General features: G+C 71.2%; 20 protein-coding genes. 11 read left to right on the forward strand and 9 right to left on the reverse strand.

All coding sequences use genetic code 11. The annotated features are described in order from the left end of the window. Positions 1 to 17: 17 nt before the first annotated feature. Entirely contained in the window at positions 18 to 713 is a 696-nt protein-coding gene (gene nucS, locus FBY41_RS12140) for an endonuclease NucS (protein WP_141844509.1), read from the reverse strand. Between the two features lie 145 nt (positions 714 to 858). On the opposite strand from nucS, the gene FBY41_RS12145 reads away from it, so the two are divergent. After that, the gene (locus FBY41_RS12145) at positions 859 to 2637 is read left to right on the forward strand and encodes a 3-hydroxyacyl-CoA dehydrogenase family protein (protein ID WP_141844510.1); all 1779 of its coding nucleotides are present in this window, start codon (positions 859 to 861) and stop codon (positions 2635 to 2637) included. Between the two features lie 35 nt (positions 2638 to 2672). Next, positions 2673 to 2981, forward strand: coding sequence for a hypothetical protein (locus FBY41_RS12150; protein ID WP_141844511.1), 309 nt, complete (start codon positions 2673 to 2675; stop codon positions 2979 to 2981). 85 nt (positions 2982 to 3066) lie between these two features. Here the strand turns inward: FBY41_RS12150 and FBY41_RS12155 are convergent, their stop codons facing one another. Beyond that, positions 3067 to 3645 (reverse strand): TetR/AcrR family transcriptional regulator, encoded by a 579-nt coding sequence (locus FBY41_RS12155; protein ID WP_141844512.1) that lies wholly within the window; start codon positions 3643 to 3645, stop codon positions 3067 to 3069. Positions 3646 to 3750: 105 nt separating this feature from the next. Here FBY41_RS12155 and FBY41_RS12160 point away from each other — a divergent pair, with 105 nt between their 5' ends. Then, positions 3751 to 4620 carry an NAD(P)-dependent oxidoreductase gene (locus FBY41_RS12160; RefSeq protein ID WP_260439806.1) on the forward strand — a complete coding sequence of 290 codons (870 nt, stop codon included), beginning with the start codon at positions 3751 to 3753 and terminating at the stop codon, positions 4618 to 4620. 34 nt (positions 4621 to 4654) lie between these two features. Here the strand turns inward: FBY41_RS12160 and ccrA are convergent, their stop codons facing one another. Then, positions 4655 to 5995, reverse strand: a complete 1341-nt coding sequence (gene ccrA / locus FBY41_RS12165) for a crotonyl-CoA carboxylase/reductase (RefSeq protein WP_141844513.1) — start codon at positions 5993 to 5995, stop codon at positions 4655 to 4657. A 292-nt stretch (positions 5996 to 6287) separates the two neighbouring features. Here ccrA and FBY41_RS12170 point away from each other — a divergent pair, with 292 nt between their 5' ends. Further along, complete coding sequence (locus tag FBY41_RS12170) at positions 6288 to 6959, forward strand: DUF998 domain-containing protein (protein ID WP_185749030.1); 672 nt, start codon at positions 6288 to 6290, stop codon at positions 6957 to 6959. Here FBY41_RS12170 and mce read toward each other — a convergent pair. Continuing rightward, positions 6943 to 7386, reverse strand: coding sequence for a methylmalonyl-CoA epimerase (gene mce / locus FBY41_RS12175; RefSeq protein WP_141844515.1), 444 nt, complete (start codon positions 7384 to 7386; stop codon positions 6943 to 6945). The two genes, FBY41_RS12170 and mce, sit on opposite strands and share 17 nt — an antisense overlap. A 105-nt stretch (positions 7387 to 7491) precedes the next feature. Here mce and FBY41_RS12180 point away from each other — a divergent pair, with 105 nt between their 5' ends. The 7 genes from FBY41_RS12180 (at position 7492) to FBY41_RS12210 (ending at position 14732) form a co-directional block, all read left to right on the forward strand. Next, a complete protein-coding gene (locus FBY41_RS12180; protein WP_141844516.1) occupies positions 7492 to 8724 on the forward strand; it encodes a Fic family protein in 1233 nt (410 codons plus the stop codon). A 138-nt stretch (positions 8725 to 8862) separates the two neighbouring features. After that, complete coding sequence (locus FBY41_RS12185; protein WP_141844517.1) at positions 8863 to 10068, forward strand: acetyl-CoA C-acetyltransferase; 1206 nt, start codon at positions 8863 to 8865, stop codon at positions 10066 to 10068. Positions 10069 to 10089: 21 nt separating this feature from the next. Further along, positions 10090 to 11055 carry a methylmalonyl Co-A mutase-associated GTPase MeaB gene (meaB, locus tag FBY41_RS12190; RefSeq protein ID WP_141844518.1) on the forward strand — a complete coding sequence of 322 codons (966 nt, stop codon included), beginning with the start codon at positions 10090 to 10092 and terminating at the stop codon, positions 11053 to 11055. A gap of 72 nt (positions 11056 to 11127) precedes the next feature. Continuing rightward, complete coding sequence (locus tag FBY41_RS12195; protein ID WP_141844519.1) at positions 11128 to 12135, forward strand: GNAT family N-acetyltransferase; 1008 nt, start codon at positions 11128 to 11130, stop codon at positions 12133 to 12135. Between the two features lie 97 nt (positions 12136 to 12232). Continuing rightward, entirely contained in the window at positions 12233 to 12556 is a 324-nt protein-coding gene (locus FBY41_RS12200; protein ID WP_141844520.1) for a thiamine-binding protein, read from the forward strand. Between the two features lie 221 nt (positions 12557 to 12777). Then, positions 12778 to 13770, forward strand: a complete 993-nt coding sequence (locus FBY41_RS12205; protein WP_260439721.1) for a hypothetical protein — start codon at positions 12778 to 12780, stop codon at positions 13768 to 13770. 14 nt (positions 13771 to 13784) lie between these two features. After that, complete coding sequence (locus tag FBY41_RS12210; RefSeq protein WP_141844521.1) at positions 13785 to 14732, forward strand: tetratricopeptide repeat protein; 948 nt, start codon at positions 13785 to 13787, stop codon at positions 14730 to 14732. A gap of 189 nt (positions 14733 to 14921) precedes the next feature. On the opposite strand, the gene FBY41_RS12215 is transcribed toward FBY41_RS12210, so the two are convergent. From FBY41_RS12215 to treS, 5 genes are read right to left on the reverse strand one after another with little or no spacing between them, the layout of a single operon-like run. Then, positions 14922 to 15410 carry a hypothetical protein gene (locus FBY41_RS12215; RefSeq protein WP_141844522.1) on the reverse strand — a complete coding sequence of 163 codons (489 nt, stop codon included), beginning with the start codon at positions 15408 to 15410 and terminating at the stop codon, positions 14922 to 14924. Continuing rightward, positions 15407 to 17053: a phosphoglucomutase (alpha-D-glucose-1,6-bisphosphate-dependent) gene (pgm, locus tag FBY41_RS12220; protein WP_141844523.1), complete on the reverse strand. Its 1647-nt coding sequence runs from the start codon at positions 17051 to 17053 to the stop codon at positions 15407 to 15409. Before pgm ends, FBY41_RS12215 begins: the two co-directional genes overlap by 4 nt. Next, a complete protein-coding gene (gene glgB / locus FBY41_RS12225) occupies positions 17050 to 19347 on the reverse strand; it encodes a 1,4-alpha-glucan branching protein GlgB (protein ID WP_141844524.1) in 2298 nt (765 codons plus the stop codon). Before glgB ends, pgm begins: the two co-directional genes overlap by 4 nt. Continuing rightward, complete coding sequence (locus FBY41_RS12230; RefSeq protein WP_141844525.1) at positions 19344 to 20771, reverse strand: maltokinase N-terminal cap-like domain-containing protein; 1428 nt, start codon at positions 20769 to 20771, stop codon at positions 19344 to 19346. The genes glgB and FBY41_RS12230 overlap by 4 nt, the downstream gene beginning before the upstream one ends. Beyond that, entirely contained in the window at positions 20771 to 22477 is a 1707-nt protein-coding gene (treS, locus tag FBY41_RS12235; RefSeq protein WP_141844526.1) for a maltose alpha-D-glucosyltransferase, read from the reverse strand. Before treS ends, FBY41_RS12230 begins: the two co-directional genes overlap by 1 nt. Between the last annotated feature and the right edge of the window lie 2 nt (positions 22478 to 22479).

Below are 22479 nucleotides of genomic sequence, written 5' to 3' on the forward strand. Positions count from 1 at the left end.
GTCTGCCCGGAGTAGGGCTAGAACAGGCGCGACTCGGCGTCGTCGATGCCCTTGAGGGCGTCGTAGTCGAGCACGACGCAGCGGATGCCGCGGTCCTCGGCGAGGGTGCGGGCCTGCGGCTTGATCTGCTGCGCGGCGAAGACGCCCGTCACGGGGGCGAGGTGCGGGTCGCGGTTCATCAGCTCGAGGTAGCGGGTCAGCTGCTCGACGCCGTCGATCTCGCCGCGGCGCTTGATCTCGACGGCGACGCTCGTGCCGCTCGAGTCCTTGGCGAGGATGTCGACCGGCCCGATGGCGGTCATGTACTCCCGCCGCACGAGCGACCAGCCGTGCCCGAGGGTGTGGATGTGCTCGGCGAGCAGGCGCTGCAGGTGCGCTTCGACCCCGTCCTTGACGAGGCCCGGGTCGACGCCGAGCTCGTGCGCCGAGTCGTGGAGGACCTCGTGGAGGTGCACCGTGAGGCGGTCCTCGCTCTTGGCGTGCTGGACCCGCCACACCGCGACGACACCCTCGGCGGCCTGGGTCTCATCGGGCTCGAGCTCGGCCATCGTGCAGGGCGGCGACATCCAGTTGAGCGGCTTGTAGGAGCCGCCGTCGCTGTGCACGAGCACCGAGCCGTCGGCCTTGACGACGAGCAGCCGCGTCGCGAGGGGCAGGTGGGCGGTGAGGCGGCCGTCGTAGTCGACGCTGCAGCGGGCAATGACGAGACGCACGGCGACCACCCTAGATCACCCTGCGGCATACCCGGCATGGCCCGGCACCCCGGAGGCCGGGTGCGGAGGAGGAGGGGCCGGGGGTGGGGAGCGTCACGCACCCAACGGGTGTGAGCGGCCTACGGGCTCTGGGAGACTCCAACGCATGGCTCGTGATTTCACCAAGGTCGGCGTGATCGGACTCGGCACCATGGGTGCCGGCATCGTGGAGGTCTTCGCCCGCAACGGCATCGACGTCGTGGCGGTCGAGGTGACCGACGCCGCGGTCGAGAAGGGACGCGGCGTCCTCCAGCACTCGACCGACCGGGCCGTCTCCCGCGGAAAGCTGAGCGAGCAGGACCAGGCAGCGCTGCACGCGCGGGTGCAGTTCACGAGCGACATGGCCGACCTCAAGGAGTGCCAGCTCGTCGTCGAGGCGGTGCCCGAGCACCTCGATCTCAAGAAGGAGATCTTCGCGCGGCTCGACACCATCGTCTCCGACGACGCGATCCTCGCGACGAACACGAGCTCGCTGCCGGTCACCGAGATCGCCGTTGCGACGATCAACCCCAAGCGGGTCGTCGGCATGCACTTCTTCAACCCGGCGCCGGTGCTGCAGTTCGTCGAGGTCATCAAGACCGTCATCACGAGCGACGAGATCTTCGAGGAGGTCAAGGCGCTCGCCGAGCGGCTCGGCAAGAAGCCGGTCATCGTCGGCGACAAGGCCGGCTTCATCGCCAACGCCCTGCTCTTCGGCTACCTCAACCACGCCGTGTCGATGTTCGAGAGCAAGTACGCGACGCGCGAGGACATCGACGCCGCGATGAAGCTCGGCTGCGGCTACCCGATGGGCCCGCTCGCCCTCATGGACCTCATCGGCCTCGACACGGCTTACGAGATCCTCGACACGATGTACAAGCAGGGCCGCGACCGCCTGCACGCGCCGACCCCGATCATCAAGCAGATGGTCAGCGCGGGACTCAAGGGCCGCAAGACCGGCCGCGGCTTCTACACGTATGCCGCCCCCGGCAGCTCGCAGGTCGTCGACGACGCGCTGACGCCCCGGCCCGCGGCGGACGGCGGCACGGCGACCCGCCCGATCCACACCGTCGGGGTCATCGGCTCCGGCACGATGGCCACCGGCATGGTCGAGGTCTTCGCCAAGGCCGGCCTCGACGTCGTCTTCGTCGCGCGGAGCGAGGCCAAGGTCGACGCGGTGCGCGCCGGCGTCGAGAAGAGCCTCGAGAAGGCGATCGCGCGCGGCAAGGCCAGCGAGGAGCAGCGCGACGCGGCCCTCGCCCACCTGCGCGGGACGACGAGCCTCGAGGACCTCGCCGAGGTCGACCTCGTCGTCGAGGCCGTCGTCGAGGACCTCGACGTCAAGCGCGAGCTCTTCGGCCGGCTCGACACGATCTGCCGCCCCGGCGCGATCCTCGCGACGACGACGAGCTCGCTGCCCGTCGTCGAGTGCGCAGCAGCCACCTCGCGGCCCGAGGACGTCATCGGCATGCACTTCTTCAACCCGGCGCAGGTCATGCGCCTCGTCGAGGTCGTCCACACCGTCTCGACGGCCGACGACGTGACCGCGACCGTGCAGCAGCTGTGCACCACGATCGGCAAGCACCCCGTGACGTGCGGCGACCGCGCCGGCTTCATCGTCAACGCACTGCTCTTCCCGTACCTCAACGACGCCGTGAAGATGCTCGAGGCCAACTACTCGACGGCCGACGACATCGACACGGCGATGAAGACCGGCTGTGGCCTGCCGATGGGCCCCTTCGAGCTGCTCGACGTCGTGGGTCTCGACGTGTCGCTCGCCATCGAGCGCGAGCTCTACCTCGAGTTCCGCGAGCGCGGCTACGCCCCGGCCCCGCTGCTCGAGCACCTCGTCACGGCGGGCTACCTCGGCCGCAAGACCGGCCGCGGCTTCCGCACCTACCCCTGAGGCGGCATACGCCCGCGGTGACCGACAATGGGCTCATGCCGTCACGCCGTCGACCCAGCAAGCACGCCCGCGAGCACGTGCCGCTCGACGTGACGCGCATCCAGGGCGGCGCCACGCGCGAGGAGTCGTATGCCGGTGGGCGCTGGACCGTGCGCTCCGTGACCGGGGCGTCGGCGACGCGGCCCTACCTGTGCCCCGGGTGCCAGCAGGACATCCCACCCGGGCTGCCGCACGTCGTCGCCTGGCCCGCCGACGGCGTCGGGGGAGTGGGCGACCGGCGGCACTGGCACACCGGGTGCTGGCAGCGGCGTGACGCGCGGCCACCGGGCAACGCCTACCGCTGAGCGGGGTGGGACCCCGAGGGTCGGTCGGGGTGGCCTGCGTCGTTGCTCTTGCGTGGTTGCGCCGGCGTGGTGGCGGCGTCGTGCGTCAGGCGTCGAGGACGGGCGCGAGCTCGCGGGCGACGAGCCGCAGGGGAGCGGTGTCGCGCCCGGCGCGGGAGAGCAGGATGGCCCCTTCGAGGGCGCAGAGCATGAGGGTCGAGAGCGACTCGGCCCGACGGCGCGGGCGGCCCATGGCGACGAGGGCGTCGGTGATGGGCCGCCGCCAGGTCTCGAGAGCTGTCTCTGCGGCGTGCCGCACCGTCTCGTTCGTGTCCGCACAGTCGACGACGGCGGCTGCCACCGGGCAGCCCCGAGCGAACTCACGCGCCTCGAGGTCGGCCGCCCAGTCGCCGACCACTGCCTTGAAGAGGCGGCTCGGCGTCGGGCGCCGCATCCGTGAGACGTGCTCCTCGACCCGCGCCGCCGCCCAGGTGCCGGACCAGTCAAGGGCCTCGGCGACGAGCTGGTCCTTGCCGCCCGGGAAATAGTGCTGCAGCGAGCCCCGTGGGGCGTCCGCATCGACGACGACCTGGCGCAGGCCGGTCCCGCCGACGCCCGCACGCCGCAGGTGCTGGGCAGCCGCGTAGACCATGCGCTCCCGAGGAGCGCGGGTGTCCGCCGACATGTGACCTCCGATTCTCGAGCTGCTCCGACTATGACAGCTGTCATAGTCGGATGGCTAGTATGACGAGTGTCATAGTCGAGGTGGGAGGTCGCTGTGGAGATCAGAGTGGGTTTCATCGGGTTGGGAATCATGGGTCGGCCCATGGCCGCCAACCTCGTCCGGGCGGGAGTGCCTCTACGCGTGTGGAACCGGTCGCCGGCCGGCGCGGCAGCATTGTCGGCGCTCGGGGCCGCGGTCGAGGACTCCCCGGACGCCGTCTTCGCCGCCAGTGACGTCGTGCTGCTCATGCTTGCCGACGAGCGCGCGGTCGACGACGTGCTGCACCGGGGCACCGACGCCTTTGCGGCGATGGTTGCCGGGCGCACGGTCGTGCACCTCGGCACGACCTCGCCCGAGTTCTCCATCGGGCTCGGGCGAGATGTCGAGGCTGCTGGAGGTGACTACGTCGAGGCCCCCGTCTCGGGCTCCCGCCTCCCGGCCGAGCGCGGCGAGCTCGTCGCCCTCGTGGCCGGACGCGACGCGGCCGTGAACGGCGTCGTCCCGCTCCTCGCGCCGATGTGCCGCGAGGTCGTGCGCTGCGGCTCCGTGCCGGCCGGCACGGGCACCAAGCTCGCGGTCAACCTCTATCTCTGCACCATGGTCGCCGGGCTCGCCGAGGCCTTCCACCTCGCCGAGCGGCTCGACCTCGACCTCGAGGTCTTCAGGCGCGCCCTCGACTCCGGGCCCATGGCCAGTGCCGTCTCGACCGTGAAGCTGGCCAAGCTCGCGGCGCGCGACTTCGACGCCCAGGCCGCGGTGCGCGACGTGCACACCAACACCCGCCTCATCGCAGCGGCGGCGCGGTCCGTCGGTGCGCAGAGCCCCCTGCTCGATGCGTCGCGAGAGCTCTTCCGCGAGACCGAGGAGGCGGGCCTCGGAGCACTCGACATGGCTGCGGTCGTCACCGCGCTCGAGACGAGGGCGGGCCCACCGTGATGGTGGGCCCGCCCTCGTCCGGTCGCAGTGCTGCCTACTGGTCGCTGAAGCGGGTGATCTTCGACAGGAGCGCTGCACGCTTGTCCGGATCGGTGACACCGAGCCCCGGCTCGGGCGAGAGCGTCAGCACGCCGACCTTGCCCTGGTGAGCGTTCTGGTGGACGTCGAGCGCCGCCTGCCCGACCTCCTCGAGCGTGTAGGTCTTGCTCAGCGTCGGCTGGATGAGCCCGCGGTTGATGAGCTCGTTGGCCTCCCAGGCCTCGCGGTAGTTGGCGAAGTGCGAGCTGACGATGCGCTTGAGGTTCATCCAGAGGTAGCGGTTGTCGTACTCGTGCATGTAGCCCGAGGTCGAGGCGCACGTGACGATGGTGCCGCCCTTGCGCGCGACGTAGACGCTCGCGCCGAAGGTCTCGCGGCCCGGGTGCTCGAAGACGATGTCGACGTCGTAGCCACCGGTCAGCTCACGGATCTTCTTGCCGAGGCGTTGCCACTCCTTGGGGTTCTGGGCGGTGCCCTCGTCGTTCCAGAAGCGGTAGCCCTCGGCGTTGCGGTCGATGATGAGCTCGGCGCCCATGTCACGGCAGATCGCGGCCTTCTCGGGGGAGGAGACGACGCAGATCGGGGTCGCGCCGCCGGCGAGGGCCATCTGCGTCGCGTAGGAACCGAGGCCGCCCGAGGCGCCCCAGATGAGCACGCGGTCGCCGAGCTTCATCGCCGCGCCGTTCTTGGAGATGAGCTGCCGGTAGGCCGTCGAGTTGACGAGGCCGGGTGCGGCTGCCTCCTCCCACGTCAGGTGGGCGGGCTTGGGCATCAGCTGGTTCGCCTTGACGATGGCGAGCTCCGCGAGGCCGCCGAAGTTCGTCTCGAAGCCCCAGATGCGCTGCTGCGGGTCGAGCATCGTGTCGTTGTGGCCCTCGGCGTCCTCGAGCTCGACGGAGAGGCAGTGGGCGACGACCTCGGTGCCGGGCTTCCACTTGGTCACACCAGGTCCAGTGCGCAGGATGACGCCCGCGAGGTCCGAGCCGACGACGTGGTAGGGCAGGTCGTGCCGCTTGGCGAACTCCGACATGCGCCCGTAGCGCTCGAGGAAGCCGAACGTCGAGACCGGCTCGAAGATCGAGGTCCACACCGTGTTGTAGTTGATCGCGCTGGCCATGACGGCGACGAGCGCCTCGCCGGGCGCCAGCTCGGGCACGGGCACCTCGTCGATGTGGAGGGACTTGCGGGGGTCCTTGTCGCGGGTGGCGAGTCCCTCGAACATCGTGACCTCGTCCTTGTGGACGGTCGCCCCGCGGTAGGTCGCGGGGATCTCGATGTTCGCGTAGGTCTCCTGGGTGCGGTCGCCGGAGAGGATGGCGTCGCGGATGGCCTGCATGGTGAAGGTCCTTCGGTCGCAGCGTCATTGGTCGTCGAAGTGGTGCGTAATGCCCCGAACGTAGCGACGCTCTGTTGCCCCGGACCGCTTCTGAGACCCCCACCACACGGTGACCTGGGTCACCCGGCGGGCCTCGTGCCGGCGAACTCCTACCCGCCGGTATTCCGTGGGGTGGAGCCCAGCGCCGACCGACCGACCGCCACGAGCGCGTATGCCGTGGGGTGGCCGTGCGTGGGGCGCGCGCCCTCGGGCAGTCGTGGCGGTCCGTCGGCTCGCGGGCTACGGTCGGGCGGTGCGACCGAACCGGCTGGGCAGTGCGGCGTGGCTCGTGCAGCCGCTCTACGTCGCCGTCGAGCTCGTCGTGGCGGCTGCCGCGGCTGGCACGGTCGCCGCGTCGGCGGCCTACAGCCTGCGGGACGACACGATCAGCGCCCTGGGCCAGCTGACCTGCGCGCCGGGCCACTCCGGCTCGACGGTCCTCGTCTGCTCACCCGGTCACGCGGTGCTCAACGTCGCGTTCGTCGTCTTCGCGAGCCTCCGCGTGCTCGGCGCCCTGCTGCTGCACCCGTCCTTCGCTCCGGGGTGGGTGCGAGCCGCCGCGACGGGCCTCTGGGCACTGTCCGGGCTCTGCTCTGCCGCAGTCGGACTCGTCCCCGTCGACCAGCGGCCGGCACTGCACGCCCTCGTTGCCGCGCCGGTCTTCGTGCTCCAGCCGCTCGCGGTGCTCGCCACCGCTGCGGCGCTGCGGCGCACGGCCGGGGCCGTGCCCGGGTGGGTCGTCACGACCGGTGTCGCGGTCGGCGGGCTCACCGCGGCGGCCGCGGCAGCCTTCGGCCTCCGCCTGGGGCAGCAGACGTGGGTGGGAGGCCTCGAGCGACTGGCGCTGTGGCCGGCATACCTCTGGCTGGGTGCCCTAGGGGCGGTGCTGCTCGTTCGCCGGGCCCGCGTCAGTGGGAGGGGCTGACCGCGGGCTCGACGAGCTCGACGAGGACGCCGCCGGCGTCCTTGGGGTGGATGAAGTTGACCCGGCTGTCGCTCGTGCCGCGCTTCGGGGTCTCGTAGAGCAGGCGCAGGCCGCGCTCGCGCAGCGTGGTGCACACGGCGTCGATGTCGGCGACGCGGTAGGCCAGCTGCTGGATGCCGGGGCCGCTGCGGTCGAGGAACTTCGCGATCGTCGACTCGGGCGAGAGGGGGGCGAGGAGCTGGATGCACGAGCCGGAGTCGCCGACGGCCATCATCGCCTCGCGCACGCCCTGCTCCTCGTTGGTCTCCTCGTGGAGCATCGTCATGCCGTACTTCTCCTCGTAGAACGCGATGGCTGCGTCGAGGTCGGGCACGGCGATGCCGACGTGGTCGATGTGGGTGAAGAGGGATTCGCTCGTGCCGGTCATGGCCCCAGCCTAGGAGCGCAGGCCCGGCCGAGGCAGTCCATCGCCATGTGGCAAGGACCACGCGCCGTACTTATCACTTGCGCACACAAGTGATAATCTGATCCTGTGACCAGCCACGACTCGACCGGTCGCGGTCCTGTCTGGCCGGCGATCACCTCGGAGACGCTCCGCTGGGACCCGGCTCCCGGCCTCGAGGGCGTCACGCGTGCCGAGCGCTCCGCCGTGGGTCGCCCGTATGCCGCGGCGGTCGTCCCCGAGATCGCCCGGCTCAGCCCTGCGCCCCGACCCCACGTCGTGGCCCAGGCCGAGGAGGCGGTCGCCGAGGTGCGTGCGTTCGACGCCGAGACCGACGAGCCGGGGTCGGGAGCCTCCGGAGGGCCCCGGGCGCTCGATGCGATCCTGCTCCGCAGCGAGTCGGCGTCGTCGTCGCAGATCGAGCAGCTGACCGCCTCGGCCCGCGCCGTCGCCGAGGCCGAGCTCACCGGCACCGGGCGAGGCAACGCCGCCGTCGTCGCCGCCAACGTCGACGCCATGACCGCGGCGATCGCGCTCGCCGACCGGCTCGATGCTGAGGCGATCCTGCGGATGCAGGCGGCCCTGCTCGGTCGCGCATCGCCGCATCTCGTCGGCTGGCGGGAGGAGCCGGTGTGGATCGGCGCTCCAGCGAGCACCCCGGTCACCGCCGAGTTCGTGCCACCCCACCACACCCGCATCGAGGCGGCGATCGGCGACCTCGTCGCGTTCATGGCCCGCGACGACCTCCCCGTGCTCATCCAGGCGGCCGTTGCCCACGCCCAGTTCGAGACGATCCACCCGTTCGCCGACGGCAACGGACGCACGGGGCGGGCACTCGTCCACGCCCTGCTGCGCGCCAAGGGCGTGACCCGGCATGTCACGGTGCCGGTGTCGGGGGGACTGCTCCACGACCGCGCGGGCTACGTGGCCGCGCTCGACGCATACCGCCTGGGTGAGATCGAGCCCATCGTCACGGCCTTCGCCCTGGCCGGGCTGCGGGCCGTGGCGCACGGACGCACGATGCGTCGGCGCCTCGACGACGTCCGTGCGCAGTGGCGTGAGCGCGTGCGCGCCCGGTCCGACTCCGCGGTCTGGCGGCTGCTCGACGTCGTCGTGGCCCACCCGGTGCTCGACGCCGCCACGGCGGCCGCGGCGCTCGGCATCGCGGAGCCCAACGTGCACCGTCACCTGCGGGTGCTCACCGAGGCCGGGGTGCTCGTCGCGCGACTGCACTACCCCGAGCGGCGCACCCTGTGGCGCTCGCCTGACGTGCTGGGAGTGCTCGACGACTACGCCGCCGACGTGGGGCGCCGGTCCCGCTGACCCGCCGAGCCGCAGACTGCCGGCGGCGTGGCCGCTCCCGTATGCCGTGTGCGCTTGGTCATGCTGTGGGCGGGGCCGTCAGGAGGCGCTACTACAGTGTCACCGACATCCCCAATGACGTCGGAAGAGGCTGTTTCCATGAGTGCTGACCGTCCCACCTCCGTGATCGTCGCAGGAGCCAGGACCCCCATGGGGCGCCTGCTCGGCTCGCTCAAGGACTTCTCCGGAGCAGACCTCGGTGGCGTCGCCATCAAGGGTGCCCTCGAGAAGGCGGGCGTCGCTCCCGAGCAGGTCGACTACGTCATCATGGGCCAGGTGCTGCAAGCGGGTGCCGGCCAGATCCCGGCTCGCCAGGCCGCCCACGCCGCGGGCATCCCCATGACCGTGCCCGCCCTGACGATCAACAAGGTGTGCCTCTCGGGCATCAACGCGATCGCCATGGCCGACCAGCTCATCCGTGCCGGCGAGTTCGAGATCGTCGTGGCCGGAGGCCAGGAGTCGATGACCAACGCGCCGCACCTCATGACGAAGTCGCGTGAGGGCTACAAGTACGGCGACGTGACGATGCGCGACCACATGGCCTTCGACGGGCTCTGGGACGCCTTCACCGACCAGGCGATGGGGCTGCTCACCGAGCAGGCCAACACCGGCGAGCAGGCCTTCACCCGCGAGGAGCAGGACGAGTTCTCGGCGCGCAGCCACCAGCTCGCGGCCAAGGCGTGGAAGGACGGCCTCTTCGACGACGAGGTCGTCTCGGTGAGCATCCCGCAGCGCAAGGGCGACCCGGTCGAGTTCAAGACCGACGAGGGCATCCGCGCCGACACGACGACGGCCTCGCTGGGCGCGCTCCGGCCGGCCTTCAGCAAGGACGGCACGATCACGGCCGGCTCGGCCTCGCAGATCTCCGACGGCGCCGCGGCGGTCGTCGTCATGAGCAAGGCCAAGGCCGAGGAGCTCGGCCTCACCTGGCTCGCCGAGATCGGCGCCCACGGCGTCGTCGCCGGGCCCGACTCGACGCTCCAGCAGCAGCCCGCCCGGGCCATCGCCCGGGCCTGCGAGCGCGAGGGCATCAGCCCCGCCGACCTCGACCTCGTCGAGATCAACGAGGCCTTCGCGGCCGTCGGCCTCGCCTCGGCCAAGGAGCTCGGCATCGACCTCGACAAGGTCAACGTCAACGGCGGCGCCATCGCCCTCGGCCACCCCATCGGCATGTCGGGCGCTCGCATCGCCCTGCACCTCGCCCTCGAGCTCAAGCGGCGCGGTGGCGGGGTCGGCGCCGCAGCCCTCTGCGGTGGTGGCGGTCAGGGTGACGCCCTCATCGTCCGCGTGCCGGCCTCGGCCTGACCCTCGTCCGGCTGAGTTCGCTTGGTGCGCCGCGCAGTCGACGTCCCCGCCCTGGTCGAGTCGGCCCGGGCGGGGTCTCCGCGCGCCGTGGCGCGCCTCATCTCGCTCGTCGAGGACGGCCACCCGGCCCTGCGTGAGGTGATGGCTGCACTGGCCCCGCACAGCGGGTCGGCCTACGTCATCGGGATCACCGGCTCGCCGGGTGTCGGCAAGTCGACCTCGACGACAGCCCTCGTCGGGGCCTTCCGTGAGCGGGGCCTGCGCGTGGGGGTGCTCGCGGTCGACCCCAGCTCGCCCTTCTCGGGCGGCGCCCTCCTCGGCGACCGGGTGCGCATGCAGGACCATGCCCTCGACCCCGAGGTCTACATCCGCTCGATGGCCTCGCGCGGCCACCTCGGCGGCCTGTCGTGGACGACCCCCCAGGCGATCCGGGTGCTCGACGCCGCAGGATGCGACGTCGTGCTCGTCGAGACCGTGGGCGTCGGGCAGTCCGAGGTCGAGATCGCCGGCCTCGCCGACACCTCGATCGTGCTGCTCGCGCCCGGCATGGGTGACGGCATCCAGGCCGCCAAGGCGGGCATCCTCGAGATCGGCGACGTCTTCGTCGTCAACAAGGCCGACCGTGACGGCGCCGACGCGACGGTGCGCGACCTGCGCCACATGATCTCGCTCGGCGACCGCACGGAGCCGGGGCTGTGGCGGCCTCCGGTCGTCAAGACCGTGGCCTCCCAGAAGCTCGGCCTCGACGAGGTGATGGAGGCGCTCGACAAGCACCGCGCGTTCATCGAGGAGAACGGCGAGCTCGTCCGCCGGCGTGAGCGACGCGCTGCCGACGAGATCGAGTCGATCGCCTTGGCCGCCGTGCGTGCCCGCTTCGGTCACGTCGCGGGTCACGAGGGCCTCGGCGCGCTCGCGCGCCAGGTCGTCGCGGGTGAGATCGACCCGTATGCCGCGGCCGACCGGCTCGTCGACCGCCTCGAGGCCTGAGCCTCCCCGCCGACCCACGGCCAGCGGGTAAATGCGTTGTCGTGACCGGCGCCCTGGTGTCACCGTCGAGTCATGGACATCATCCCGCTCGACCGTGACGACGACGTCATGCTCAAGGAGGTCTTCGGGGTCGCCTGCCGCAGCGAGGCCGTCTCGCGCGTGCAACCGATCCAGCGCACCGAGGAGGAGTTCCTCAAGATGGTGCGCTTCGACTTCCCCGGCGAACGCGAGGAGGGGGCCGTCGCGATGGTCGACGGCTCGCCTGCGGGCTGGGCGCGCATCTTCTTCCCGGAGCGCGACAACCTCGACAAGTGCTGGACCCAGCTCGAGGTCGACCCGCAGTACCGGAGGCAGGGGCTCGGCTCGGCCCTCGTGACCTGGACGGAGGAGCGCGCCCGCGCTGCCAAGCGCGACATGCTCCTCACCGAGGTGTTCGTGCCCGTCGGCGCCCGCGAGTCGCACGCCGACCGTGAGTTCGCCCTCCGCCGGGGGTATGCCGTGTCGAGCGTCGAGATCGTCCGCTCGCTCTCCCTGCCGGTCGACCGCGATGTCGCGACCCGGCACCGGGAGCGGGCCCACGAGGCCATGGGCGACGCCTACGAGCTCAGCGTGCACGTCAATGGCGTGCCGCAGGAGCTGCGACAGGGCGTCTGCGACGCGTCGAACCGGCTCATCCTCGACGCCCCCACGGGCGACGTGGAGTTCGAGCCGGAGTCGATGACCGTCGAGGACTACCAGGTCATGCTCGACCAGCAGCGCGACGCGGGCCGCACCATCATCACGACGGTCGCCCTCCACCGCGAGACGGGGACGGTCGCCGCCTACACCGATCTCGTCATGCCGAGCGGGGACCCGCACATCGTCTTCCAGTGGGGCACCCTCGTGCTTCCCGAGCACCGCGGCCACCGCCTCGGCATGGCCGTGAAGATCGCCAACCTCGACGAGCTCGCCCGCCTGGCGCCAGAGCGTCGCACGGTGCAGACGATGAACGACGAGCAGAACCCTTGGATGGTCGACATCAACAAGGCGCTCGGCTTCGAGGTCATCGAGGAAGCCCTGACGATGAAGACGGCGTTCTGAGGCCTCGCCCTGCGGGCGCCTCGGGCGCTCGCCCACCGGGCCACGACGCGTCCGGGGCGGCCGAGCGACGAGGGACGGGGCGGCATACGGTGGGCTCATGCTGATCGCCTTCTCCGTCGCACCCACGGTCGCCGCCGATGACACGGGGTCGGTGAGCGACGCCGTGGCCCGTGCCATCCGTGTGGTGCGCGACTCCGGGCTGCCGCACCGCACCGACGCCATGTTCACGACGATCGAAGGGGAGTGGGACGAGTGCATGGCTGTCGTGAGGCAGTGCTGCGACGTCGTGGCCGAGAGCTCACCCCGTGTCGGGCTCGTGCTCAAGGCCGACATCCGGCCCGGTTTCACCGGAGAGCTCGATGCCAAGCTCGAGCGCCTCGAGGACGCCTTGGGCCGCCAGCAGGCTGACGGCGCCACCTGAGCGACGCCGGCCGGCTGGGCTGCCGAACGTGAGCGGTCTGACACGTGGCGGCGCTGAGCGCGGCATTACCTCCCGGTTCGTCCGTTCTGTCGCCGGTGTTTCGGAGCAGAGCCGGCCTCTGACGATTGGGGAAGGCGGGCCCGTCGTGCGTATCGTGGTTGGCGGTTCGCCCTCTGACGATGGCGGGCCGACCCCCTGTGTCACCACGAAAGGCCTTCTTCATGCCCCGCTCCGCGACCCGTCGACGCGCCCTTGCGGCCGCTCTGGCCTGTGCCGCGATGCTCAGCGCCTGCACCGGGAACGCCGACGACGGACCTGACGGCGGCGCTGCGACCGCGACTCCCGTCGTGGCCCCGTCGGCTGCCGACACCTCCGCCCAGTCCGCGGTGAGCGCTGCGGTGGCCGCGTCGACCGATGTCACGGCCGCGGGCGCCGCGGCTCGCGCCAAGGCCTTCACCGGCGCAGCACTCGTGTCGGCGAACGCCGCCGCGAAGATGCTGCCCGGCCGCACGGCGGGAGAGAAGGCCGACGCTGCTCTGTCGACCGAGGGCGTCAAGGTGCTCGCCGTCTCGCGTGCCGGTGACGCGCCGGCCCAGATCCTCGCCCAGACGACGCTGAAGAAGACCGGCGCGCCCGTGCTCGTCCTGCTGACTGCCCAGACCCCGGCCGGCCCCTACCAGGTTGCCGCGCTCACCCCGGTCCTGCCGAGCGCGAAGATCGACCCGTTCGACCCCACGGTCGACGGCTCGCCGGCCATCGGCGACGGCAAGGGCCTGGCCGCCGCGCCCGACGACGTCGTGGCCTCCTTCGCCGACTCCGTGCGCTTCCCCGGCCCGGTGACCTCCAAGCTCCTCTCGGTCGACCCGCTCACCGAGCAGCTGCGGCAGTCGGCGCGAGCCCAGTCGCAGGCGCTCAACAACCAGGGCACCTTCACCCAGAGCTGGACCCCCAAGGACGTCATCGGCGGGGTCCGCCTCAAGGACGGCAAGGGCGCCATCGTCTTCGCCCACCTCGAGCGCCACGACGCGATCGCGATGCGGACCCCGCAGAAGCTCACTCCCGACAAGGAGCTGACCCTGCTGACCGGCATCAAGCAGATCACGTCCGAGGCCAAGCTCACGTCTAACGAGATCATCGCGATCGTCATCCCGGCGAGCGGCCAGTCCCACGTGGTGGCTGCCTCGGACCAGATCGTCGCCGGCTCGGGTCGGTGAGGCAGGATTGACCTATGAGTCACCAGCCATTCACCGCAGCGGCGCTGCGCGGTGCCGTCGACCTGTCCTCGCTCAAGCGGCCGGCCCCGCCGGCTGGCCCCGCATCCAGCGCGGACGCCACCTCGACGGCCGGTGCGTCCGGCGTCGTCATCGAGGGTACTGACGCCTCGATCGGCGAGCTCGTCGGGCCCACGGTGCCCTATCCCGTCGTCATGGTGCTGTGGTCGCCCAGGCTCAAGGAGTCAGCGGACTTCGTGGCCACCTTCGGCGCCGTCGCGAGGCGGTATGCCGGCCGCTTCCAGCTCGTGACCGTCAACGTCGACGCCAACCCCGCCATCCTGCAGGCGTTCCAGGTGCAGGCGGTGCCGGTGAGCTTCGCGTTCCTCCAGGGCCAGCCGGTGCCGCTCTTCGAGGGCGTGCAGCCCGAGGCCCAGATCACCGGTGTCATCGACCAGGTGCTCGCGCTCGCCGCACAGCACGGGGTCACGGGCACCGTCGCCGGCGCCGATGCTGCTGGGGCCGCGCCGGAGGCTGCCGAGGAGCCGCCGCTGCCGCCGCTCCACCAGCAGGCCTTCGACGCGATCGAGGCCGGTGACCTCGACGCGGCGGCTGCCGCCTATCGCGAGGCGCTCGCGCAGAGCCCGGCCGACACCGACGCCAAGCTCGGTCTGGCGCAGGTCGGCCTCCTGCAGCGCACGGCCGGAGTCGACCTGCAGGCTGCCCGCGCGGCCGCGGCGGCCGATCCCGCCGACGTCGACGCGCAGATCGTCGTCGCCGACCTCGACCTGCTCGGTGGCCATGTCGAGGACGCCTTCGTGCGCCTCATCGACACCGTGCGGATCACGGCCGACGCCGACCGCAACAAGGCCCGCGAGCACCTCGTCGAGCTCTTCGAGGTCATCGGCACCGGGGACGAGCGCGTCGCCAAGGCCCGCAAGTCCCTCATGAGCGCCCTCTTCTGATCGAGAGAGCACTCCGTCGGCTTCCGTAGGCCGAACCCTGACAATCGAAAGAGCAGTTCGTCGCCGCCGAGCGGGCCCGCGCGGGCCCAGGAAGGGCGACGAACTGCTCTTTCGATTGCCGCTCGGGGGCGGCGCTGCGTGCGCGACGAACTGCCGTGCCCGACGAACTGCTCTTTCGAGTGGCGGGGCTCAGGGCTGGTCTGCAGTGACGACGAGGGCCTCGGGGAGGCGCGAGAGCACGTCGACCGCCACGTCGTCCACGGGGCCCGGCGCGCCGACCCAGAGGCCCCACCGGGGGGTCGTCGGGTCGACGCCCGAGCCGATGACGACGAGGTGCACGGGCTCGGGGGCGACGAGGTCGAGAAGGTCCTCGAGACGGTCACCCAGAGCGTCCTCGACGAGCACGGCGTCATAGCCCTCGAGCTGGTGCGTCTCGGCGACCGCGAGCGCCGCCGACCAGCGCAGCAGGCGGTCGCGCAGCTGCGCGGAGGAGGGCGCGCCCGTCCACGGCTCGAGCGGCCCCAGCCGGACCAGCCGCTCGAGCGCCTCCCCGTCGACCACGACCGCGCGGCCGAGCCGACGGGTCAGCGCCGTGGCGAGTGCCCGCCGCTGGTCCGGATCGGTCCCCGTGACGAGGAAGAGACGCCCGCGGTCCGAGTCAGGGGCGCCGTCGCTCATCCCCCGAGGGCCGCGCTGACGACGTCCTTTGCCTCGGCCTGCACCCGGGCGAGGTGCTCTGGCCCCTGGAACGACTCGGCGTAGATCTTGTAGACGTCCTCCGTGCCGGAGGGTCGGGCCGCGAACCACGCGCTCTCGGTCGTCACCTTGAGCCCGCCGATCTTGGCGCCGTTGCCGGGCGCCTCGGTCAACTTGCCCGTGATCGCCTCTCCCGCAAGGGTTTCGGCGGTGACATCGCTGGGGGAGAGGGCGCCGAGCTTGGCCTTCTCCTCGCGCGACGCTGCCGCGTCGATGCGGGCGTATGCCGGGTCGCCGTGTCGGGCGGTCAGCTCGGCGTAGTGCTGGCTGGGGGTCTTGCCCGTCGTGGCAAGGATCTCCGACGCCAGCAGCGCGAGCAGGATGCCGTCCTTGTCGGTGGACCAGACCGAGCCGTCGAAGCGCAGGAAGCTCGCGCCGGCCGACTCCTCACCGCCGAATCCCACACTGCCGTCGAGCAGTCCGGGCACGAACCACTTGAAGCCCACCGGCACCTCGAGGAGCGTGCGGCCGAGGTCGGAGGCCACCCGGTCGATCATCGACGACGACACGAGGGTCTTGCCGATCGCCGTGCTCGCGGGCCAGTCCGGGCGTGCGCCGCCGTAGAGGTACTGGATCGCGACCGCGAGGTAGTGGTTGGGGTTCATCAGCCCGGCGTCCGGGGTGACGATGCCGTGCCGGTCGGCGTCGGCGTCGTTGCCCGTCGAGATGTCGTAGGCGTCCTTGTTGCGGATGAGCGAGGCCATCGCCGAGGGGGAGGAGCAGTCCATCCGGATCTTGCCGTCCCAGTCGAGCGTCATGAAGGCCCACTGGGGGTCGACCCGCGGGTTGACGACCGTGAGGTCGAGGCCGTGGCGCTCGCCGATCTCGCCCCAGTACGCGACCGAGGCCCCGCCGAGCGGGTCGGCGCCGATGCGCACCCCGGCGTCGCGGATGCGTGCGAGGTCGACGACGCCCACGAGGTCATCGACGTAGGTGCCCATGAAGTCGTAGGAGCCGGCGTCGGCGCGGGCCCGCTCGAAGGAGACCCGCCGCACGTCCGTGAGCCCGCCACGGATGAGGTCGTTGGCCCGCTTCGCGATGACCGACGTCGCATCGGTGTCGGCGGGTCCGCCGTGCGGGGGGTTGTACTTGAACCCGCCGTCGGCGGGCGGGTTGTGCGACGGCGTCACGACGATGCCGTCCGCGAGACCGGCTGCACCAGAAGGCTTTCCGCGGTTGGCCCGCAGGATGGCGTGCGAGACCGCAGGCGTGGGCGTGAAGCCGTCTCGGTCGTCGACGAGCACCTGCACACCGTTCGCGACGAGCACCTCGAGAGCCGAGCGCCATGCCGGCTCGGAGAGCCCGTGCGTGTCACGACCGATGAAGAGCGGCCCGTCGAAGCCCTGCGAGACGCGGTAGTCGACGATGGCCTGCGTCGTCGCGAGGATGTGGTCCTCGTTGAACGCGGTGCGCAGGCTCGACCCGCGGTGTCCCGAGGTGCCGAAGGCGACCTGTTGGTCGGGGTCGTCGACGTCGGGGTGCCGGTCGTAGTAGGCACCGATGAGGGCGTCGACGTCGACGAGGTCCTCGGCCTGGGCCTGCTGACCGGCGCGCGGGTGGGTCATGACTGGTCTCCGTTCGTGGTCGTGGCGTGGTCGGGCACGTGGTCGGACGCAAGGCCGGACGAGGCGTCGGCGGCGATGGCCGCCGGGCTGGGCTCGTCGAGCGGCACGAGCCAGACGGTCGACAGGCGCGGCACCGTCAGGTCGGCGGCATACGGCTGCTGGTGCCAGGCCTCCTGCCGGGCCTCGACGACGATGCCGGCGCTGCTGGGAGCGTCGGGGTGGTAGCCGGCGGTGTCGAGCACGACCGTCCACCGCCCGCCGCGCGGGAGCCCGATGCGGTAGGACTGCTGCGTCTCACCGCTGAAGTTCATGACGCAGGCCACGACCGGGGCATCGGTCGCTCGGTCGCCCCGCCCGAAGCGCAACCACGAGAAGGTGTTGTGGTCGGCGTCGTCGGCCTCGAGCCACTCGAAGCCCGAGCGGTCGGCGTCGAGCTCCCACAGCGCCGTGTTGCCCCGGTAGATCGCGTTGAGGTCCTTGACGAGGTTGTGCACCCGGTAGTGCAGCGGCTGCTCGAGCAGCCACCAGTCGAGGCTGCGGCCCTCGGACCACTCCGACTCCTGGCCGAACTCGCAGCCCATGAAGAGCAGCTGCTTGCCCGGGTGGCACCACAGGTAGGCGAGGAACGCGCGGAGGGTCGCGACCTGCTCCTCGCGGGTGCCTCGCGACTTGCGCAGCAGCGAGCCCTTGCCGTGGACGACCTCGTCGTGGCTGATCGGCAGCACGAAGTTCTCGTCGAAGGCGTACATGAGCGAGAACGTCAGCTTGCCGTGGTGGTACTTGCGGTAGATGGGCTCCTCGCCGAGGTACTTGAGCGAGTCGTTCATCCAGCCCATGTTCCACTTGAAGCCGAAGCCGAGGCCGCCCTGGTCGGTCGGCTTCGTGACCCCGGGCCACGTCGTCGACTCCTCGGCGATCATGACGATGCCGCCGACGCGCTTGTAGGCGGTGCCGTTGGTCTCCTTGAGCAGCTCGACCGCCTCGAGGTTCTCGCGACCGCCGTTGCGGTTGGGCACCCAGGCCCCCTCGTCGCGGGCGTAGTCGAGGTAGAGCATCGAGGCGACACCGTCGACGCGCAGGCCGTCGATGTGGAAGTCCTCGAGCCAGTAGAGCGCGTTGGCGACGAGGAAGTTGCGCACCTCGGGTCGGCCGTAGTCGAAGATGTTGGAGCCCCACTCGGGGTGCCAGCCGAGCCGCGGGTCGGGGTGCTCGTAGAGCGGCAGACCGTCGAAGCGGGCGAGCGCCCACTCGTCGGTCGCGAAGTGGCCGGGCACCCAGTCGAGCAGCACCCCGATGCCGGCCCGGTGCAGCTCGTCGACGAGGAAGCGGAAGTCGTCGGGCCGGCCCCACCGCGAGCTCGGGGCGTAGTAGCCGGTGACGTGGTAGCCCCACGACGGGACGTAGGGGTGCTCCATAACGGGGAGGAACTCGACGTGGGTGAAGCCGAGGTCGCGCACGTAGTTGACGAGGTGCTCGGCGAGGCCGTGGTAGCCGAGGTCCTGGCGCCACGAGCCGAGGTGCACCTCGTAGATGCTCATCGGGCCCTGGTGGGCGTTGGAGGTGCGGCGATGCTCCATCCACTCGTCGTCGCGCCACGTGTAGTGCGACTCCGTGACGATGGCGGCCTGCTTCGGCGCGACCTCGGTCATGCGCGCCATCGGGTCGCTCTTCAGCCGGACGAGCTCGTCGGGCCCTCGCACCGCGAACTGGTAGTTCATCCCCTCCTGCGCGCCGGGCAGGAAGAGCTCCCAGATGCCGCTGTCGCCGAGGGCCCGCATCGGGTGGCTGCGGCGGTCCCAGTCGTTGAAGTCGCCGATGACGTGGACGGCCTTGGCGCGCGGCGCCCACAGGGCGAAGGAGACCCCCCAGACGTCGCCGAGCGGCCCGGTGTAGTGGCGCACGTGCGCGCCGAGCACCGTCCACAGCTGCTCGTGCCGGCCCTCGTTGATGAGGTGCCGGTCCATCTCGCCGAGCGTCGGGGCGAAGCGGTAGGGGTCGTCCTGCTCGTGGGCGACGCCGTCGCCGTACTCGACGAGGAGGCGGTAGTCGTGCGTCGTGGCGAAGTCGGGGGAGGTCATCGACCAGATGCCGTCCCGCACGTGCTGCAGGTCGACCCGCTCGCCGGAGTCGAGCCGCGCGCCGACGCGCGTCGCGAACGGGCGGTATGCCGTGATGGTCAGCCCCCCGGGACCGACGTGGTGCCCCAGCAGGTCGTGCGGCTGCCCGTTGCGACCGTGCAGGAAGGCGGTGATGGCGGCGTCGTCGAGCGAGGGGCCGGAGTTCTCGGGGGTCATGGCGAGCCTTCCTCAGTGGTGAGTCGCTCGACGGCGCCGAGCGGGATGGGCAGCCACGACGGCCGGTTGCGGGCCTCGTAGACGACCTCGTAGAGAGCCTTGTCCAGCTCGAGAGCCTGCACGAGCGCGGTGTCTTCGGCGTCTGCCGGCCCCGCGACCGAGGCGTAGCCCTCGAGGAAGGCGAGCCGGCAGGCCGCTGCCCACGCCGTCGCGTCGCGCGACGGGTCGGCGAGCCCGACGGAGCCGGCCGCGTAGTCGAAGGAACGGAGCATGCCCGCGACGTCACGCTGGGTCAGGTCGGGCTGGACCCGTTCGGCGAGCGGTCGCAGCGGCTCGCCCTCGAAGTCGAGGGCGACCCAGCCGCGCTCGGGCACGTCGAGAACCTGTCCGAGGTGGTAGTCACCGTGGATCCGTTGCAGCGCAGGCCATCTCATGGCCCGCACCGACTCGATGACCCGCTCGACGGAGGTGGAGCGGGAGGCCAGGCTGGGCACGAGTGCCACGGCGGCGGCATACCGCGAGCGCATCGAGGCGACGAGCGCATCGCGCGCGGCCTCGCCTGCCTCGACGGTGCCCAGCGCATGGGCGAGGGCGGCATGGATCTGGGCCGTGACGACACCGAGGTCGCGGGCGCGCGCCGTGAAGTCGTGCCCCGCGGCCGCGGCGACGAGCGCCACCCGCCACGCGTCCTCGACCCCCGGGATGAACTCCTGCGCAAAGGCGAGGTCGCCGTGCTCGAGGGCGCCTCCGGAGGGGTTGTCCCAGGCGCCGCTGAGATGGCCCACGGCCATCGGAACCCGGTCGGAGCCCTCACGGGTCAGGGCCGACTGGACGACGACGTCGGGGTTGTCGCCGTCCTGCAGGGTGCGGAACACCTTGACGATCAGGGGCTCTGCGGGGCCCCCGTCGGGGGCGAGCATGCGGCAGATGACGGAGGTGTTGGACTGCTCACCGGTGAGCACCACCGAGCTGCCGACCGTTCCGAGAACCTGGCCGGTCGAGCTGCCGCGGGCGAGCTCGTTGCTGCCGACGGAGGCCTGGGCCTCGTCGGACTGCCGCGACCGGAGGATCGTGTCGACGAGCTGGCCGACGTAGACGGGGTCGTGGGGACCGTCGTAGACCCAGCGCCGGCCGAGCACGCTGTGCTCCATGGTGCCGAGCAGCGCGTGCTCGCCGCCCTCGAGCGGTGCCCCCCGATAGGTGAGTGGCACCTGGTAGACGACGACCGGATCGGCGGCCGTGTCGGCGAGGAGCAGCGTCTCGATGCCGACCTCGCCCTCGGGATCCTCGAAGCGGAAACCGCCCACCCGGCGGAGCGCCGGGTCGTGACCCTTGCCGTGGTACCACCGCTGGTGCGGCATCCACGCGCCGACCAGCTCGGTCTTGGTCGGCACGATCGACGCGCCCTTGTGCACGATCGCCATCAGCGGTTGTCCTCTCCGCCGCGCAGCTGCAACCAGAAGAAGTCACGCGAGCCGAGCGTGAGGGTGACGCGGCCGTCCTCGGCCACCCACGGGAAGCCGCTGCCGCCGAAGAGGTCGATGAGCTGGCGGCCCGAGAGCGAGGACGGCAGCTCGATGGTCGCCGCCTGCGGCCGGCTCGAGAGGTTGTTGACGCAGAGGACGGCCTCAGCGGGGTCGTCGCCCTGGGCGTCCATGACGCGGGTGAAGGCGAGGATGTGGTCGTTGTCCGCCGGGACGACCTCGAACGTGCCGAGCCCGAAGACGGGGTGGCGCGACCGCACCTGGAGCATGCCGCGCAGCCAGTGCAGCAGGGAGGCCGACGAGGCCATCTGCGCCTCGACGTTGACGTTGTTGTAGTGGTAGACGAGGCTGCTGATGACGGGGAGGTAGAGCTTGCCCGGGTCGACGCTCGAGAAGCCGGCGTTGCGGTCGGGGGTCCACTGCATGGGAGTGCGCACCGCGTCACGGTCGGTGAGCCAGATGTTGTCACCCATGCCGATCTCGTCGCCGTAGTAGAGGCACGGCGAGCCGGGCAGCGAGAGCACGAGCGCGTGGATGAGCTCGATCTCGGGGCGCGAGTTGTCGAGCAGGGGAGCGAGCCGGCGGCGGATGCCGACGTTGGCGCGCATGCGGGGGTCGGGGGCGTACCAGCCGTACATCGCCGCGCGCTCCTCCGGCGTGACCATCTCGAGCGTCAGCTCGTCGTGGTTGCGCAGGAAGGTGCCCCACTGGGTGCCGGCCGGGATCTCCGGGGTGTCGGCGAGCACCTCGATGATGGGCTGCGCCTTCTCCTCCCGGAGGGAGTAGTAGAGCCGCGGCATGACGGGGAAGTGGAAGCACATCTGGCACTCCGGAGCCTCGTCGGTGCCGAAGTAGTCGACGACCTCAGCCGGGGGCTGGTTGGCCTCGGCGAGGAGGATCCGCCCGGGGTACTCCTTGTCGACCATGGCCCGCAGCTTCGCGAGGAACTCGTGCGTGCGGGGGAGGTTCTCGCAGTTGGTGCCCTCCTCCTCGAAGAGGTAGGGCACGGCGTCGAGCCGGAAGCCGTCGATGCCGAGGTCCATCCAGAAGCGCACGATGTCGAACATCGCCTCCTGCACGGCCTCGTTCTCGAAGTTGAGGTCGGGCTGGTGGCTGAAGAAGCGGTGCCAGAAGAACTGCCGCCGCACGGGGTCGAACGTCCAGTTCGAGACCTCGGTGTCGACGAAGATGATGCGCGCGTCGTCGTAGCCGTCATCGGTGTCGGACCACACGTAGAAGTCGCCGAACGGGCCGTCGGGATCGGCTCGGCTCGCCTGGAACCACGGGTGCTGGTCGCTCGTGTGGTTCATCACGAGGTCGGTGACGATGCGGATGCCGCGGGCGTGCGCCTGCGAGACCAGCTCGGTGAACTCCGGCAGGGTGCCGAACTCCGGCAGCACCGCCTTGTAGTCGGAGATGTCGTAACCGCCGTCGCGCAGGGGCGACGCGTAGAAGGGCGGGAGCCAGAGGCAGTCGACCCCGAGCCACTGGAGGTAGTCGAGGCGCTGGATGAGTCCGGTGAAGTCGCCCGCGCCCACCCCCTTGGAGTCGGAGAAGGCGCGGACCAGCACCTCGTAGAAGACAGCCTTCCGGAACCACTGGGGATCGTGCTTGAGCCCCGGCTGGGAGAGGTTGAGTCCCTGCATAC

This window comes from Humibacillus xanthopallidus (assembly GCF_006716675.1).
In the GTDB taxonomy this organism is placed as follows: Bacteria; Actinomycetota; Actinomycetes; order Actinomycetales; family Dermatophilaceae; genus Humibacillus; species Humibacillus xanthopallidus_B.